General features: G+C 59.1%; 15 protein-coding genes. 6 read left to right on the forward strand and 9 right to left on the reverse strand.

Features of this window, described 5'->3' with window-relative positions; translation table 11 throughout:
• Positions 1-6 precede the first annotated feature (6 nt).
• A complete protein-coding gene (locus tag U367_RS0112345; protein WP_028617202.1) occupies positions 7-1,401 on the forward strand; it encodes an aminotransferase-like domain-containing protein in 1,395 nt (464 codons plus the stop codon).
• On the opposite strand, the gene panB is transcribed toward U367_RS0112345, so the two are convergent.
• Positions 1,389-2,204 (reverse strand): 3-methyl-2-oxobutanoate hydroxymethyltransferase, encoded by an 816-nt coding sequence (gene panB / locus U367_RS0112350; protein WP_028617203.1) that lies wholly within the window; start codon positions 2,202-2,204, stop codon positions 1,389-1,391. The genes U367_RS0112345 and panB overlap by 13 nt on opposite strands.
• Before the next feature lie 139 nt (positions 2,205-2,343).
• Here panB and U367_RS1000000130870 point away from each other — a divergent pair, with 139 nt between their 5' ends.
• A complete protein-coding gene (locus tag U367_RS1000000130870; RefSeq protein WP_068932091.1) occupies positions 2,344-2,505 on the forward strand; it encodes a DUF2986 domain-containing protein in 162 nt (53 codons plus the stop codon).
• Between the two features lies 1 nt (position 2,506).
• On the opposite strand, the gene U367_RS0112360 is transcribed toward U367_RS1000000130870, so the two are convergent.
• The 6 genes from U367_RS0112360 to U367_RS0112385 all read right to left on the reverse strand — a co-directional run bounded on the left by U367_RS0112360 (position 2,507) and on the right by U367_RS0112385 (position 9,064).
• Positions 2,507-3,718, reverse strand: a complete 1,212-nt coding sequence (locus U367_RS0112360) for a YeeE/YedE family protein (protein ID WP_028617204.1) — start codon at positions 3,716-3,718, stop codon at positions 2,507-2,509.
• A 222-nt stretch (positions 3,719-3,940) separates the two neighbouring features.
• On the reverse strand, positions 3,941-4,738 hold the full coding sequence (locus U367_RS0112365; protein ID WP_028617205.1) for a DNA/RNA non-specific endonuclease: 798 nt from the start codon (positions 4,736-4,738) through the stop codon (positions 3,941-3,943).
• Positions 4,739-4,871: 133 nt separating this feature from the next.
• Positions 4,872-5,891 carry a sensor histidine kinase gene (locus U367_RS0112370; RefSeq protein WP_028617206.1) on the reverse strand — a complete coding sequence of 340 codons (1,020 nt, stop codon included), beginning with the start codon at positions 5,889-5,891 and terminating at the stop codon, positions 4,872-4,874.
• Positions 5,892-5,899: 8 nt separating this feature from the next.
• Positions 5,900-7,360: an ATPase domain-containing protein gene (locus U367_RS0112375; protein WP_028617207.1), complete on the reverse strand. Its 1,461-nt coding sequence runs from the start codon at positions 7,358-7,360 to the stop codon at positions 5,900-5,902.
• Complete coding sequence (locus U367_RS0112380) at positions 7,357-7,791, reverse strand: hypothetical protein (RefSeq protein WP_028617208.1); 435 nt, start codon at positions 7,789-7,791, stop codon at positions 7,357-7,359. Before U367_RS0112380 ends, U367_RS0112375 begins: the two co-directional genes overlap by 4 nt.
• Before the next feature lie 61 nt (positions 7,792-7,852).
• Entirely contained in the window at positions 7,853-9,064 is a 1,212-nt protein-coding gene (locus U367_RS0112385; RefSeq protein WP_028617209.1) for an MFS transporter, read from the reverse strand.
• 121 nt (positions 9,065-9,185) lie between these two features.
• Here U367_RS0112385 and U367_RS0112390 point away from each other — a divergent pair, with 121 nt between their 5' ends.
• Positions 9,186-9,890, forward strand: coding sequence for a TetR/AcrR family transcriptional regulator (locus tag U367_RS0112390; protein WP_028617210.1), 705 nt, complete (start codon positions 9,186-9,188; stop codon positions 9,888-9,890).
• Here the strand turns inward: U367_RS0112390 and U367_RS0112395 are convergent.
• On the reverse strand, positions 9,793-10,716 hold the full coding sequence (locus U367_RS0112395; protein ID WP_028617211.1) for a LysR family transcriptional regulator: 924 nt from the start codon (positions 10,714-10,716) through the stop codon (positions 9,793-9,795). The two genes, U367_RS0112390 and U367_RS0112395, sit on opposite strands and share 98 nt — an antisense overlap.
• A 145-nt stretch (positions 10,717-10,861) precedes the next feature.
• A complete protein-coding gene (locus tag U367_RS0112400) occupies positions 10,862-11,320 on the reverse strand; it encodes an Hsp20 family protein (RefSeq protein ID WP_028617212.1) in 459 nt (152 codons plus the stop codon).
• 446 nt (positions 11,321-11,766) lie between these two features.
• Between U367_RS0112400 and U367_RS0112405 the strand changes: the two genes are divergently transcribed.
• The 3 genes from U367_RS0112405 to U367_RS0112415 all read left to right on the forward strand — a co-directional run bounded on the left by U367_RS0112405 (position 11,767) and on the right by U367_RS0112415 (position 14,418).
• On the forward strand, positions 11,767-12,750 hold the full coding sequence (locus U367_RS0112405; RefSeq protein ID WP_028617213.1) for a DUF1852 domain-containing protein: 984 nt from the start codon (positions 11,767-11,769) through the stop codon (positions 12,748-12,750).
• A 26-nt stretch (positions 12,751-12,776) separates the two neighbouring features.
• Positions 12,777-13,805, forward strand: coding sequence for a methionine synthase (locus U367_RS0112410; RefSeq protein ID WP_028617214.1), 1,029 nt, complete (start codon positions 12,777-12,779; stop codon positions 13,803-13,805).
• A gap of 100 nt (positions 13,806-13,905) precedes the next feature.
• Positions 13,906-14,418: a flavin reductase family protein gene (locus U367_RS0112415; RefSeq protein ID WP_028617215.1), complete on the forward strand. Its 513-nt coding sequence runs from the start codon at positions 13,906-13,908 to the stop codon at positions 14,416-14,418.
• The last annotated feature ends 388 nt before the right edge of the window (positions 14,419-14,806 follow it).

Consider the following 14,806-nt stretch of genomic DNA (forward strand, 5'->3'; position numbering starts at 1 on the left):
GTACGCATGGCTAACCCCAAGGACACCGCCTTCGCCTATCAAGCGGTGTACCGCTACCTCGTCGAGTTGATCGAGGCCGGCCCCGTGCAAAGCGAGCAAAAACTACCGTCCCTGCGCCAATTGGCGCAGCGCCTCGGCGTGTCGGTGTCGACCACCAAATACGCCTATTCGTTGCTGGAGGATGAGGGACGGATCTACGCCCGGCCCAAGCTCGGTTATTTCACGCGGTTGATACCCGCGCCTTTATCGACTGAACGCTCATCCAACCTGCTCGACCAGGTCTTCGCCAACTCCCGCCAACCGGGCATGCTGGCCCTGAGCGCCGACGTCCCGGCCATCCTGCTGTCGCTGGAAAACCCGCTGCTGATGATCGAGCGCGAACTGGCCCGCCACTACCCGCGCGCCCTGACACCGCAGTACCTGCCCTTCGGCGAGCCCGAGTTGCGCGCGGCATTGGCTGAACGCTACACCTGTTCCACGGGCAACTACTGGCAGGCCGATCAGGTGTATATCGGTGCGGACCTGCACAGTGTGTTGGAGCTGGCGCTCAACGCCCTGGACCTGGCAGGCAGCGTGGCGCTAGTAGAGTCGCCGTGTTCGTGGGCGATCCTGCGCCAGTTGCAGGCGGCGAACATCCGGGTGATCGAACTGAACCTGGACGACGACGGTCGTTTCGACCTGCTGGCCTTGAATGAACTGCTCGAACATACGCCCGTCCGCCTGGCAGTGCTGTCATCCACTGTGAACATTCCCCACGGCAGCCGCATGCCCGCCGAGGATAAGCAGCAGGTCTGCCGGTGGCTGGCGGAGCGGGCTATCTGGTTGTTCGAAAACGATACGTACGGCGACTTGTATTTCGCGCCCCAACCGGCGCGCTATCGCGACTTTGCCGACCCACAGAAGCTGCTGGTGTTCTCGACCTTCGACAAGGTGATCGGCTCGGAAGCCCCCTATGGTTATGTGCTGTGCCGGGGATGTGGGCCGCATTTGCAGCGTTTGTTCCTGGAGCGGGCGTTTCGCCTCTCACCGATCCGTCAGAAAGCGATCGCCAAGCTCTACACCTCCAAACGCATCGACGCGCACCTGCACAAGCTGCGGGCCTTGCTGCACGAGTGCATGATCCGCATGAAAAACCTGCTGGACGAATACGCCCAGGGCGCCTTTGAGGTCATGACTGCGCAAGGCGGCGCGTGCTTCTGGCTTGCGGCGACGCACCCGGTCGACATGCGCCAGGTGCTCGAACGCTTGCTGGCCGAGCGCATCGTCATCGCCCCCGGTGAACTGTTCAGCCAGCAAGGCAGCTGGAAACAGCACCTGCGCCTGAGCTTCACCCTCGATTGGAGCAAGGATATCGCCCAGGCCGTGGAGCAGTTGTCGCGCGCGGTTCGTCAGAGCCCGTAGCAGTGCCGTGCCTCTGGGAAGCGGCCGTGGCGAACGTCTTCGGCAAACCGCTCGCAGGCGTCGCGGATCACTGCCCCCACATCCGCGTACTGTTTGACGAAGCGCGGCAGGTGTTCACCGCCCAGGCCCAGCACATCTTCAGTGACCAGCACTTGGCCGTCGCAGGCCGGTGATGCGCCGATGCCGATAGTCGGCATTTTCGAGTCGAGAGTGATCTGACGGGCTACGCCTTCAGCCACGCCTTCGAGCAACAGGCTGAACGCCCCCGCCTGCAGATTGGCCCGTGCGTCCTCGGCAATCCGCGCGCCGGCTTCAGCGGTGAGGCCCTGGGCCTTGAAGCCGCCCATCACGTTGACGAATTGCGGCATCAGTCCTATATGGGCCATCACCGGAATACCCCGCGCCACCAGGAATTCGACAGTGCCGGCCAAGGCCTGGTTGGCCTCCAGCTTCACGGCATCGCAGCCCGTGCGCGCCAGCACCTGGGCGCAATTGCGAAAGGCCTGCTCGTTGGATTCCTGATAACTGCCAAACGGCATGTCGGCAATGACACACGCCAGGCGCGTGCTGTCGACCACGGCGCGGGTGTGGCCGATGATTTCTTCAAGCTGCATGCTCAAGGTCGAAGGCCGGCCATAACCGACCATGGCCGTGGAATCGCCGATCAGGATGAAATCGACCAACGGATCGATCAGCTTGGCGATGGCACTGGAGTAAGCCGTCAGAGAGACGATTTTCTGCTGCCCTTTCATGGCAACCAATTGTGGGACGGTCAGGCGTTTAGTGCGGGTGTGGAGGCTCATCTGGTGTCTTCCGTTGTGCGGTGGAGCACCCGATTATTGGCGAAAGGACAGGCGATTCAATGCACAGATCGGCGCTAAAAAGCGACCCAGTGAGCGAAGCTGGTATCATCCCGAGCCTGAATAACCCGGGTAGAACCACATGAACCGCCAGAAAAAACTCCAGCAGCTCTTCAAGGAAAAAGCCAGGAAGGCCAACGCGAAATTGGCGCCGAAGAAAAAGGATAAATACATCAGCAAGGCGGACCGCGAAAAGCTGGCGGCTGAAGCGGCTCAGGCGCCAGACAGTGCCCCGGAAAGCTGATTCAGCAACCGCTCAATGCCACCTGCGGCCGCTCACCCGCAAAGAAAAACGGTCGCAGACGCACACCCACGCTGTTGCCAATGAACGCCGCCACCAGCCATACCCAGCCATGCAGGCTGCCCGAGGCGATGCCGCTGAAGTACGCGCCGATGTTACAGCCGTACGCCAGGCGCGAACCGTAGCCGAGCAGCAGGCCGCCGATCACCGCAGCCACCAGTGAGCGCGCCGGAATCTTCAGGCTGGGGGCGAAACGCCCGGCCAGGCCGGCGGCCAACAACGCGCCGAGGACGATGCCGATATCCATCACGCTGGTGATGTCTTCCCACACCGGTGCAGCCAGGGCCTTGGCGTTGCCCGGCATCTGCCAGAACGCCCAGCTGGCTACGTCCACACCCAAGCCACTGGCGACCTTGGCGCCCCACAGCGCAAACGCTGAGGTAATGCCCCAAGGCCGCCCCGCCAATGCGAGGGTGGCGTAGTTGAGGAAAGCCAGGCCGATGGCGCCCCACACCAATGGCCACGGTCCGCGCAGGAAGCGGCGCAGGCCTTGGTGATCGCTTTTCACGCCCTCCTCCAATTGACCATGACGGCGCTTTTCCAGGCGCACGGTCACCCGCGCAATGATCGCGAACACCGCCAGGCTCAGGCCCATCGCCGGCACCACGCCGAAGCTCTTGACGATGGACACCGCCGGGAAGGCCGGCAGCGCAAACCACCAGTCCACGTGGTGCGTGGCGATCAGCGAACCACAGATAAAGAAGAACAACGTCACCAGCATGCGCGCATTGCCGCCGCCCACAGTGAACAGCGTGCCCGACGCACACCCGCCGCCCAACTGCATGCCGATGCCAAAGATGAACGCCCCAAACACCACCGACACCCCGGCCGGCGCCACCAGCCCGACCACCGGCTGCCCGAACAAACTGCCCGCCCCCAACGCCGGGAAGAACAACAGCACCGCGATCGCCAGCATCACCATCTGCGCACGCAAACCGGCGCCACGGCGATCATTGATGAACACGCGCCAGGCCGAGGTAAACCCAAAGGCGGCGTGGTAGAGGGTCAAGCCCAGTGCCGCGCCAACCACCAGTAACAGCACCTGGTGCGAGCCGACGCTGTTTTGCAGGAACAAGGCGCCCAGCACCAGGAGGATAAAGGCCACCAACGGCGCAACGGGCTTGCGCGCGGGAGCGAGAGGAACGGAGGTGCTCATGGGGTATCTCGGTAGGTTTGAATGGGCGCGAGTATAAACCCCAACCCAAGACATTGTGGTGAGCGGGCTTGCCCCGCGCTGGGCTGCGAAGCGGCCCCATTAAAAACACCGAGCATCGTCAGTTAAACCGAGTCGCCAGAATTTAGGGCCGCTTCGCAGCCCAGCGCGGGACAAGCCCGCTCACCACAAAAAATCTATATGCCATTGGAAAAAGAGGCTTGGTCAGGTCCGCCCCACCGACCCCGACACCGGAAGATCCCCCAACAACCTGAGCCCGGTGCTCTTCACAAACGTCTCGTAATCCATCGGTTTTTGAATGCGCGTCTCGGCATTGGGCAGCACATACGCCCAGGCACGTTTGCTGGAGGCGTCGTACACCAGCTTGAACAGGCGCGTCGGCACCCAGACCTTGTTGTCCCCGATGGTGCCGTAGCCAGCATCGAACAACGGGCCGGTGAACACATACACATCGCCGCCAGCACGCTTGGCGAACTTGCGCACGTCGGCCTCGACCTTGCTCCAGATCTTGCGGTTGTTGGTCGGGTCTTGCGGCACCATGTTCGACAGCGCGAACGACTGGGCCATGGCGTGGGCGTCAGGCGCATCAGCGGCCGGAGCCTGGTGGCCGCGGTCCACCGCCGGATGCTGGCTGCGGTAGTCACTCAACTCCGCGCGCCCCGCCTTGGGAATGCGTGGGTCGGGGTAGAACTGGTTGGTGCGTTCCTCGCCTTTGGCGTCTTTCAACTGCGCGGCGTTCAGACGTTCGACCACCACCAGCGGCGTCTTGCTGGTTTGCGAGTACAGCACCGCAAAGGTGTCGGAGCACAGCGCCAGAGGCTTCATCGATGCCGGGACGGTGGCGGTTTTGATCGGCGTGGTGGCGGGGAAAAGTTGCGCGCAACCTTCAAACGAACTGCGTTGCTGCGCGGGGGAATAGGGATTGGCCAGGCTGCGAGCGTCGACAGCGGCGCAAAGCAAAACAAGGGCCGACAGCCCGACTGCAATGTTGCGTAGGTACATGCGTTAGATCTTATGGTGAGGGTGAAACGGACGACAGGCTCCGAGGCGCTGAGCCGACAGACGCACGACCTCAGGCGATCGGGCGGAGCTTATGGACCCTCATAAGCCAATTTGGTGCCGCGCGCTCGCCCCGTTATGCCAATAGCGGCAGCATCACCACAAACTCGCTGCCCTTGCCGTGGCCCTCACTCACGCCCGTCACCGTGCCGCCGTGGGCTTCCACCAGTTCGCGCACGACGGTCAAGCCAATACCCAGGCCAGCACTGTTGAAACCGATAGCGTGTGCGTCTTGCACGTAAGGATCAAAAATGAACGGCAAAGCCTTGGCGGTCACACCGATGCCGTTGTCACAAATGCTGATCCTCAGCTGCTCGGCCTCGACGGTGACAACCATCGAGATTTTGCCACCCGCTTGGGTGTACTTGGCTGCGTTACCCAGCAAGTTGTGCAGTATCTGCGCAAGCCTCACCGGGTCGCCGTTCATCAGCAGGCTAGCGTCGGGAAGCGCCACATCAAATTGCTGGTTACGCGCGATCATCACTGGACTACAGGTATCGACAGCAGCATTGAGGATGCGCAGCATGTCCACCTCACGGCAGTGGATGCGCAGCTTGCCGGTGCTGGCGCGCGACACATCCAGCAGGTCGTCGACCAGCTGGGATATATGCTGAACCTGGCCTTCGATCAACTCACGCATGCGCGGCAGTTGGTCGCTGGGCAACCTGACCATGCGCTCGGCGATCATGCTGATGGGTGTCAGCGGGTTGCGCAGTTCATGGGCCACCATCGCCAGGATACTTTTCTGCTGGCCCAGCGCACGTTCGGCGGTGCCCTGAAGGTCCTGAGCGCTGAGCGCGGCGATTACCAACTGCGCATTCGCTTCGCGCAGTTCCTGGAACAGCTGCTGCTCTTCGGCCTGAGGCGCCGCAGTCGCATCGGATTGCGCAAGGAGTATTGCCAGCACCAACTGCTGATTGGCTTCGATCAGTTGTTCGACGTGCTGAGCGTCCTCCAGACGATTGTTCGCGTCGCTCAACTGGTCCTGCAGCGCAGCCAACACGGCGCGGGCTTTAACGGTTTTGCGACCGAGCAGGAAGAGTTCGTGGGCCGCATTGGCGACCCTGCGCTCGTCTTCTCCGGCGCCGTTATTCATACGTCAGCTCAAACATTGTCACTCCCTGTGCGCCGGGTAGTCGGGCGACCACCCAGCAGCCCCTCCTGATCAGGCAGCATCTCGCCGATCTGCAGGCCATCGTCATTGATGTGGTATTGGCGCAACTCATCGCAGTGAGCACTGGCGCGCACCTTGACCACGGCCATGATGCGCAACAATCGGCTGCGTACTTCGATGTAGCGCTGCACGATGATCGCATCGGTCAGGAACGCCGTGCCGTAGGGACTGAAGCGCAGATCGGTGTAGCGGTCTTCCAGTTCCGAGGTCATCAACACGCTGACGCCGGCGCGGGTCAACGCGGTGACCATGCGTGACAACGACTCACGGAAGTCCGCGCGGAACGTCGGCGCGAGGGCCAGCTCAAAGCCCGACAGCGAATCGATGACCACCCGCGTGGCACTCAAGCGGGTGATTTCGCTGAGGAGCAAGTGAACAATTTCGTCAATCGACAGGTCAGGCGCCCGACTGTCTACCAAACCGACCTTCCCGCTTGCGATCAAATCGGCCAGCACCGCGTTTTGCGAGTGGTTGGGGCGTTGCTCAAACACCGCGATAACCCCGGTTTCGCCACTGCGCGCGCCCTCGGCCAGGAAAGTCGCCGCCAAAACGCTTTTACCCGACCCCGAAGGCCCTGCAACCAGCAGTGAATAACCTCGTGGCAATCCGCCGCCGAGCATCTCGTCAAGGCGTGGCACGCCCATTTTCAGGCGTTGCACAGGCAATGTCATCGGTTTATCGACCGGGTTCAGCGCGGCCGGCGCAAAAACCTTGATGCCGGAACTGGCGATACGGAAGGTGTGCAGCCCCGGCAAAGTCGGTTGGCCGCGCATTTTCATGATTTCCAGCTTGCGCACCATCGAATTGCGTTCAACGCTCTGGCGCATCCAGATCAGCCCATCGGCCACGGTGAAAATCGGGTTGGTGTCGGTCTCGGTGAAATACTCGCCAATCAGGAATGTGGTCGCCTGCCAGGTGGTCATCAACATGCCCAGTTGTTGAACGAACTGCGGCAGGTTGTTATTGGGGTTGTGCTGGGTCTGGCTGGCCATCACCACCGAGCGGAAGGAATCGACAAACACCAGCGACGGCGAGTGCGCCTCCACTTCGCTGACAATGCGCCGCAGCACTTCATCCAAGTCTCCGGCCAGGGTGTCGTCGGCCAAGTTGATGTAGCGGATCGACTGGTTGATCGCTTCGTCGTCGAAAAAGTCGAACTGCTGCTGATAACGCAGCATCTTCAGCGGCGGCTCGCCCAGCACCGTGAAAAACAGCGCGGGACGTTCGGGTGTCGCCAGGGCAAACATCATCTGATGCGCCAGGGTGGTCTTGCCACAGCCGGGCGGGCCGGCGATCAGGTTGAACGAAAACTCCGGCAAACCTCCGCCCAGCACCTCGTCCAGACCTGGCACGCCGGTAGCCAGGCGGTTGATAGTTACTTTGGTGCTCATGGCGAATTTTCCTGCGAAGGGGTGTCGCTCAAAGAAGGTGCCCACACGTCGCGCAATAAACGGGCGGTCAGCGAGGGTCCGATCAGCGTGGTGAGCAAGGTGTAGAAGGTGGTCAGCAGCACCTCACCGAAAAACAGCGCATCGGCTTCACTTTGCTCAAGCAATACGACCTTGAGGCCGTCACGGTCGGGCGTTGCCTGCAAATGCTCGTAAGTACCGGCCAAGCGGGCATGGGACGAGGCACTGAGGTGCAGGCTGCGGCGCAACAGTGCGACACAGCCTTGCTGCCCGATGATGGGCGTGAGTGCTGCGTCCATGTCCTGCAATATCGAAATGATCGCGTCGGCGATGCCTGCAATATCAGCGGTGGGACCAACACGGTGCGCCAGAGAAGCTACGATCTGGCGGCTCTCTTCGCTTAGCGTGGACATGAAGGGCTAATATCCGATGAATTGAGACCCAGCCTACACCTTATGGCGCCCAACCGAGGGTTTAATGTGCCACGACTGCCGCACCCGCCCGTTGCCCGGGCTTGAAGCCATGCTCGCGCGCCGCCCACGCGATCACCAGCGCCACTCCGATCAACACCAGCATTGCCCACGGAAACGACGCCACGCCCCAGGTGTCCAGCAACACCCCGCCGACCACACCGCTGCCGGCAATCGCGCTGTTCCACGCCACCACATTCAGCGACAGGGCCACGTCCGCGCCGTCCCCCGCTGCATCGGCCAAGGCGGTCTGCAGCAAAGTCGCGGCGCCGCCGAAACTCAGGCCCCACACCGCCACGCCGACGTAGATCACCTCAGGTACATTCCCCAGGAAGCCGAACACCAGGCTTATCGCCGCAAAGGTCACCAAACTCACCAGCACGGTTTTACGCAGCAGCGGCTCAACCAATTTGGCCGTAAGCCAGATCCCTGCCAACGCGGCGACCCCGAACGCCAACAGCACCAAGTCAACTCGGTCGGTCAAACCGGCAGGCAGCACGAACGGCGCAATGTAGGTGTAGAGCATGTTGTGCGCCAGCATCCAGCTGATCACCACCGCCAGCACCGGCCGTACGCCCGGTGTGGTCAACACCTTGCCCAAGGACAGGCGTTGATGTGCGGGTTGAGGCGCGTAGTCCGGGACTTTCACCAACACCCACGCAATCAGCACCAGGCTCACCGCCGACATCAAGCCAAAGGTCGTGCGCCAGCCCACCAGTCCACCCAGCCACGTACCCAACGGCACACCCAACGACAAAGCAATCGGCGTACCGACCATCGCCAGTGCCAGTGCCCTGCCCTGTTGGTGCGGCGCAACCATGCGCCGGGCGTAACCGGCCAGCAGGCTCCAGGCCAGCCCTGCCGCCACACCGGCAAAGAACCGCGCCACCAGGGTAATGCCGTAGTGAGACGACAACGCGGTGATGGAGTTGAACAGCAAAAAGCCGACGATGGTCAGCAACAACACATTGCGCCGCCGCCACCCACGGGTGGCGATGGTCATGGGAATCACCGCCAGCACCGAGCCCAAGGCATAGGCCGTGACCATCTGCCCGGCCATCGACGGCGAAATCGCCAGCCCCTCGCTGATCAACGGCAACAGGCCCGCCGGTAGCGTTTCGGTGACGATGCAGATGAAGCCGGTCATGGCCAGGGCAAGCAAAGCACCGATGGGCAAACGGTCGGATGACGCCGGTAACGTAAGTGAGGGGGTCACGGGAAACTCCTTTAGCGGGACTTAGATACTGATCGATATAGATGTTGCAGGCGAGCGTCGCGCGTTGTCAACGACTTATGTATCGACTAGTATTTATCTCGCTATCCACCGGAGACCAGACATGGCACAGATGGGCCGCCCCCGCACTTTCGACCGCGAACACGCCGTAGACCAGGCGTTGCACCTGTTCTGGCAGCACGGCTACGACGCCACCTCCCTCGCCCAGCTCAAGGCCGGCTTGGGTGGCGGTATTTCCGCGCCGAGTTTTTATGCGGCGTTCGGCTCCAAAGAGGCGTTGTTCGATGAATGCGTGCAGCGTTATCTGGCAACCTACGCCCAGGTCACCGAATGCCTGTGGGACGAAAGCCTGTTACCGCGCAAGGCGGTTGAAACAGCGCTGCGCCAGTCGGCACGCATGCAGTGCGAAGACGGCCACCCCAAGGGCTGCATGGTAGCGCTGGGGGTGATGAGCGCACCGAGCCCGGAGAATGCGCGGGTGGCGGGTGGGTTGACGCAGTCGCGACGACGCACCAGTGCGGGGATTGTGGCGTGTGTGGAGCGGGCGATGCGCCTGGGCCAGTTGCCGAAAACGCTCAACCCGACCGTGATGGCGACGGTGTTTGACAGCTTCCTGCAGGGCATTTCGATCCTGGCGCGGGACAATGTGCCCCATGCAACCATCGACGCAGCGATCAGCCAACTGCTGTTGACCTGGGATATCGCCGCCTCTACGGCGCCGCCCATTCGTCCCGACACTGCATCAGGAAATCCACAAACGCCCGCACCCGATGCGGCACATAGCGCCCATGGGGATACAACAAGGTAAACGGCCGCGAGCGCCCGCCAAACGGTTGCAACACCTCCACCAGGCTGCCAGTGGCCAACTCCTGCTCGACAATGAACTTGTAGGTCTGGAACAACCCCGCGCCATGCTTGGCCAGGGTCACGCCGCCAAGTACATCGTCGGAGCAACTGTACCCCGCCTCCCCCGCATATTCCTGAGGTTTACCATCCACCTGGAATAACCATGAGATGCGCCGGCCACTGCTCGGCAGTTCGTACTGGATGCATTCATGGGCGGGCAAATCTTCCAACGTCTGTGGGATGCCGGCGCGCTTCAGGTAGGACGGTGACGCCACTACCACCAATTCGCCGTCTTCCAACAGGCGGGCAATCAGCGACGAGTCCGGCTGGGCGCGCACGCGAATGGCCAGGTCATACCCTTCGGCGACAAAGTCGATATTGCGGTTACTGATGTGGATATCCACCGTGACTTGTGGGTACAGCGCACGAAACTTCGGCAGCAGCGGCAACAAGCGGTGATGGGCATAGGTGGTAGGAATGCTGATGCGCAGCAGGCCCGACGGCACGGCCTGTGCGCCCATCACTTCCTGCTGGGCTTCCACCAGTTGGGTCAGGGCCTGGCGGCATTGCTCGAAGAACGTCCGGCCGCTGTCGGTGAGACGGATGCTGCGGGTGGTGCGCACAAACAGGCGTGAACCCAGGCGCTCTTCCAGGCGCGAGATGCTGCGGCTCACGGCAGCCGGGGTGACACCCGCCACCTGCGCGGCGGCGGTGAAGCTGCTGGCTTCGGCGGCGAGGCAGAAGAGTTCGATACTGCCGAGCTGCAAATCTTCGAAATGGCGTTTCATGATCGCTCCCTGGAACAACAGCCGCGAGAAATTGCAGCACGCCTGTACCAGTTGCGCCACCTCTTGATTCAACCCGTATTGCCTGCGCGTTAGCGAGGGTCTTACGAATAAAGGCGCTCCTTAGAGCGCCTTTATTCATTTCAACTCACTGCTCGCCAATGGATTTCACATCAGCCTTGGCAGCGCCACCAATCGCAATGCGTTTAGGCTTGGCTTCCTCCGGTACTACCCTGAGCAAGTCGATGCTCAGTAAACCATTGGAAAGCTGCGCGCCTTGCACCTCGATGTGGTCGACCAGGCGGAACGACAGACGGAACGCGCGCTGGGCGATGCCTTGGTGCAGGTAGGTGATGCCCTCGTTGTGTTCACGTTTGCCGCCGGCGACCGTCAACACGCCCTTTTCCACCTGGATTTCCAGGTCATCTTCCACCAGGCCTGCTGCTGCGATGACGATTCGGTAGTGGTCATCGCCATGCTTTTCGACGTTGTGGGGTGGATAGGTGGTACCGGCCTCGCTGCGAAGCGCCGATTCGAAAAGGTCGTTGAAACGGTCAAAGCCGACAGAATGGCGGAACAGTGGGGCCAACGAAAGAGTAGTAGCCATTGCAAAATCTCCTGAGGTTTCTCCAAGTGATTTGGTACGCGACCCGGATTCGGCATCGCGTAAAACCTAAATAGGTTCAGGCGATAAATTTTCAAGCGGCACCCACAAAAAAATTTTATCCGGTGCACGGGGGCCTGAGGAAATGCGGTAGCTGCGGGCCCACGCCACCGACGATGCCCCGCTTGAACGGCAACTGGCGCGTCGGGCCGTCGGCCAGGGTGGCGAACTCGGCATAGATCTGGTTAAAGCCTGCATCGCTGCAGGCTTTTCTTTGTCCGCTGACCCGTCATGAGAAGGGCTAACGATTCAGTGAAATCAATTCATTTTCACTCAAGCAATCGCCCAGCCTAGAATGTTTGTTAATTAAAGACACTGTAAAGACCTCTGAGTGAAAACCAGATGAGACGTTCTTTCAGGTTTATCTCAGACATCAGGGTGCCAGGGTAATGAGCAAAGCATTCACGTTCAGCATTAAGCGAATTCGTTTCGACGAAAACTATCAACCGTCCGAAAACACGCGCATCACGACCAACTTCGCCAATTTGGCGAGAGGCAAAAGTCGTCAAGAGAACCTGCGCAATACGTTGAGGATGATTGACAACCGCTTTAATACCCTGGCGCATTGGGACAACCCCAAAGGTGATCGTTACACCGTCGAACTTGAAATCATTTCCGTTGAGATGGCTATCGATGCGGACAGCAGTACCAACGCCATCCCCCTGATTGAAATATTGAAATCGAACATTATTGATCACACGACCAACGAGCGTATTGAAGGCATTGTAGGCAATAACTTCTCCTCTTACGTGCGTGATTATGACTTTAGTGTGGTGTTGTTGGGGCACAACAAAGATCAGCCACAATTCAGCACGCCGGAGAACTTTGGCGAGCTGCACGGAAAGCTATTCAAATGCTTCGTCAACTCAGACGCCTACAAGGAAAACTTCAATAAACTGCCGGTTATCTGCCTGAGCGTTTCAAACACCAAAACCTACCACCGGACCGAGAACCAACATCCTGTCTTGGGCATTGAATACCAGCAGGATGAATACTCGTTAACGGATGAATATTTCAAGAAGATGGGGTTGAAGGTTCGCTACTTCATGCCATCCAACAGCGTTGCGCCATTGGCATTTTATTTTTCCGGCGATTTGCTCAGTGATTACACACCTCTTGAGCTGATCAGTACCATTAGCACCATGGACACGTTCCAAAAGATTTACCGGCCTGAAATCTACAACGCCAATTCGGCAGCCGGACAATCCTACCAACCCAGTTTGAAGCATCAGGACTATTCATTAACCCTGATTGTTTATGACCGCGAAGAACGTAGCCGGCTGGCTATCGAGCAAGGAAAGTTTGTCGAAGAGAACTTCATCAAACCCTACCACGCTGTTCTTGAGCAGTGGTCCGCTCATTGCGCGCTTTGACTTATCAGAATACAAGGTCACCCATCGTGAAAAAATTACTACCCACTTCAACTGCTGGCAGCCTGCCTAAACCCGTTTGGCTTGCCCAACCTGAAACGCTTTGGTCACCCTGGAAACTGCAAGACGAGGCACTGGTTGAAGGCAAACACGATGCTTTGCGTTTGTCGTTGCAAGAACAACAAAACGCCGGCATTGACATCGTCAGCGATGGCGAACAAACACGCCAACACTTCGTCACGACCTTCATTGAACACCTGGACGGCGTTGACTTTGAGAAACGTGAAACCGTCCGGATTCGTGATCGCTATGATGCAAGCGTCCCCACGGTCGTGGGCGCAGTGTCTCGCCAAAAGCCTGTGTTTGTTGAGGACGCCAAGTTCTTGCGCCAACAAACCAGGCAGCCGATAAAGTGGGCGCTGCCAGGGCCCATGACGATGATCGACACGCTGTATGACAACCACTATAAAAGTCGCGAAAAGCTGGCGTGGGAATTTGCCAAGATTCTCAATCAGGAAGCCAGGGAACTGGAGGCGGCGGGTGTCGACATTATCCAGTTTGACGAGCCGGCCTTTAACGTCTTCTTTGACGAGGTGAATGATTGGGGCGTTGCCACCCTGGAAAGGGCCATTGAAGGCCTCAAATGTGAAACGGCGGTGCATATTTGCTATGGCTATGGCATCAAGGCCAATACCGATTGGAAGAAGACGCTGGGTTCAGAGTGGCGACAGTACGAAGAAGCCTTTCCAAAGCTGCAAAAATCCAGCATCGATATCATCTCGTTGGAATGTCACAACTCGCATGTCCCCATGGATTTGATCGAACTCATTCGCGGCAAAAAAGTCATGGTAGGGGCCATTGATGTGGCCAACCACGCCATTGAAACGCCCGAAGAAGTCGCCAACACCCTACGCAAAGCGCTTCAATTTGTAGACGCCGACAAGCTCTACCCTTGCACCAACTGTGGCATGGCCCCGCTGCCTCGCCAGGTAGCCAGAGGCAAGCTGAATGCACTGAGTGCAGGCGCGGAAATCGTTCGAAGAGAGCTCTCGAACTAGTGCCGGGCGAAGGCCAGAAAGAGCGCATGGCAGATTTTAAAATGCCACGCCACTTCGGGCCTTCGCGCTTTCATACAGCACCCACTATTCAGGATTCACTATGTCACTCTCCAATACCGCTATCGAGCCATTGTGCTTTCGCGAAGCGCTCGGGCACTACGCATCCGGTATCACAGTGATTACATCCCATGTGGATGATGAGCCGATTGGCTTTACTTGCCAGTCATTCTATAGCGTGTCGATGAGCCCGCCGCTGGTGTCATTCAGCGTCATGTCCAACTCGGCCAGCTATCCCAAGATTCGCCAGGCAGGTCGATTCGCGGTGAATATCCTGTCAGTTGAGCAGGTCAGGATTTCCAACCAGTTCGCCCGTCGAGGCACGGATAAATGGCACGGCATCGAATGGCAGGAATCGCCGCTGGGTAATCCGGTCATTGCCGGCAGCCTGCATTGGCTGGATTGTGAAATCCACGCCGAGCACGTCGCGGGTGATCACCTGATCGTGATTGGTGAAGTGAAAGCGCTGGATTTATCCAAAGAAGCTGTTGCGACGCGGCCATTGCTGTATTTCAAAGGGCAATATTGCAACATAGGTGTGCATGGCATCGTTTGAGGGTTTATTTGTACGGCCCTTTTTTATGTCGCTATCTGCCTCCACGACCTGGACTCGAATCGACCCAATGATTAACAGTCACTTGCTAGCTGTTAGGCGCACTGGGGCCACGACGAAATGTGGCGCAGAAAATAGGTTAGCTGCATAGCGTGGGTCGCATGAATGCGTCACGCCAGGAAAGTTAGTCGGGTTGGGGTGGCTTGTCAAAGCGGGGCAAAGCAATGACCTGTAGGAAAAGGAGGCGCCCTCTGTCAGCTACCGCGCAACCTTCACAAGTTCTATTTGGGTCAGTCTTACTCAAGGATTCAGACAATGTCCTATTACATCAAAAAAGGGGACAGATTTATTTTCCATTCAGCCTAGCAAATGAATAACAAATAAATCTGTC

The organism is Pseudomonas canadensis (genome assembly GCF_000503215.1).
GTDB classification, from domain to species: domain Bacteria; phylum Pseudomonadota; class Gammaproteobacteria; order Pseudomonadales; family Pseudomonadaceae; genus Aquipseudomonas; species Aquipseudomonas canadensis.

Bases quoted from the DNA above. Each gene is read 5' to 3' on its own strand.
- U367_RS0112345 (WP_028617202.1), top strand. From the start codon at position 7: ATGGCTAACCCCAAGGACACCGCCTTCGCCTATCAAGCGGTGTACCGC.
- panB (WP_028617203.1), bottom strand. From the start codon at position 2,204: ATGAGCCTCCACACCCGCACTAAACGCCTGACCGTCCCACAATTGGTT.
- U367_RS1000000130870 (WP_068932091.1), top strand. From the start codon at position 2,344: ATGAACCGCCAGAAAAAACTCCAGCAGCTCTTCAAGGAAAAAGCCAGG.
- U367_RS0112360 (WP_028617204.1), bottom strand. From the start codon at position 3,718: ATGAGCACCTCCGTTCCTCTCGCTCCCGCGCGCAAGCCCGTTGCGCCG.
- U367_RS0112365 (WP_028617205.1), bottom strand. From the start codon at position 4,738: ATGTACCTACGCAACATTGCAGTCGGGCTGTCGGCCCTTGTTTTGCTT.
- U367_RS0112370 (WP_028617206.1), bottom strand. From the start codon at position 5,891: ATGAATAACGGCGCCGGAGAAGACGAGCGCAGGGTCGCCAATGCGGCC.
- U367_RS0112375 (WP_028617207.1), bottom strand. From the start codon at position 7,360: ATGAGCACCAAAGTAACTATCAACCGCCTGGCTACCGGCGTGCCAGGT.
- U367_RS0112380 (WP_028617208.1), bottom strand. From the start codon at position 7,791: ATGTCCACGCTAAGCGAAGAGAGCCGCCAGATCGTAGCTTCTCTGGCG.
- U367_RS0112390 (WP_028617210.1), top strand. From the start codon at position 9,186: ATGGCACAGATGGGCCGCCCCCGCACTTTCGACCGCGAACACGCCGTA.
- U367_RS0112395 (WP_028617211.1), bottom strand. From the start codon at position 10,716: ATGAAACGCCATTTCGAAGATTTGCAGCTCGGCAGTATCGAACTCTTC.
- U367_RS0112400 (WP_028617212.1), bottom strand. From the start codon at position 11,320: ATGGCTACTACTCTTTCGTTGGCCCCACTGTTCCGCCATTCTGTCGGC.
- U367_RS0112405 (WP_028617213.1), top strand. From the start codon at position 11,767: ATGAGCAAAGCATTCACGTTCAGCATTAAGCGAATTCGTTTCGACGAA.
- U367_RS0112415 (WP_028617215.1), top strand. From the start codon at position 13,906: ATGTCACTCTCCAATACCGCTATCGAGCCATTGTGCTTTCGCGAAGCG.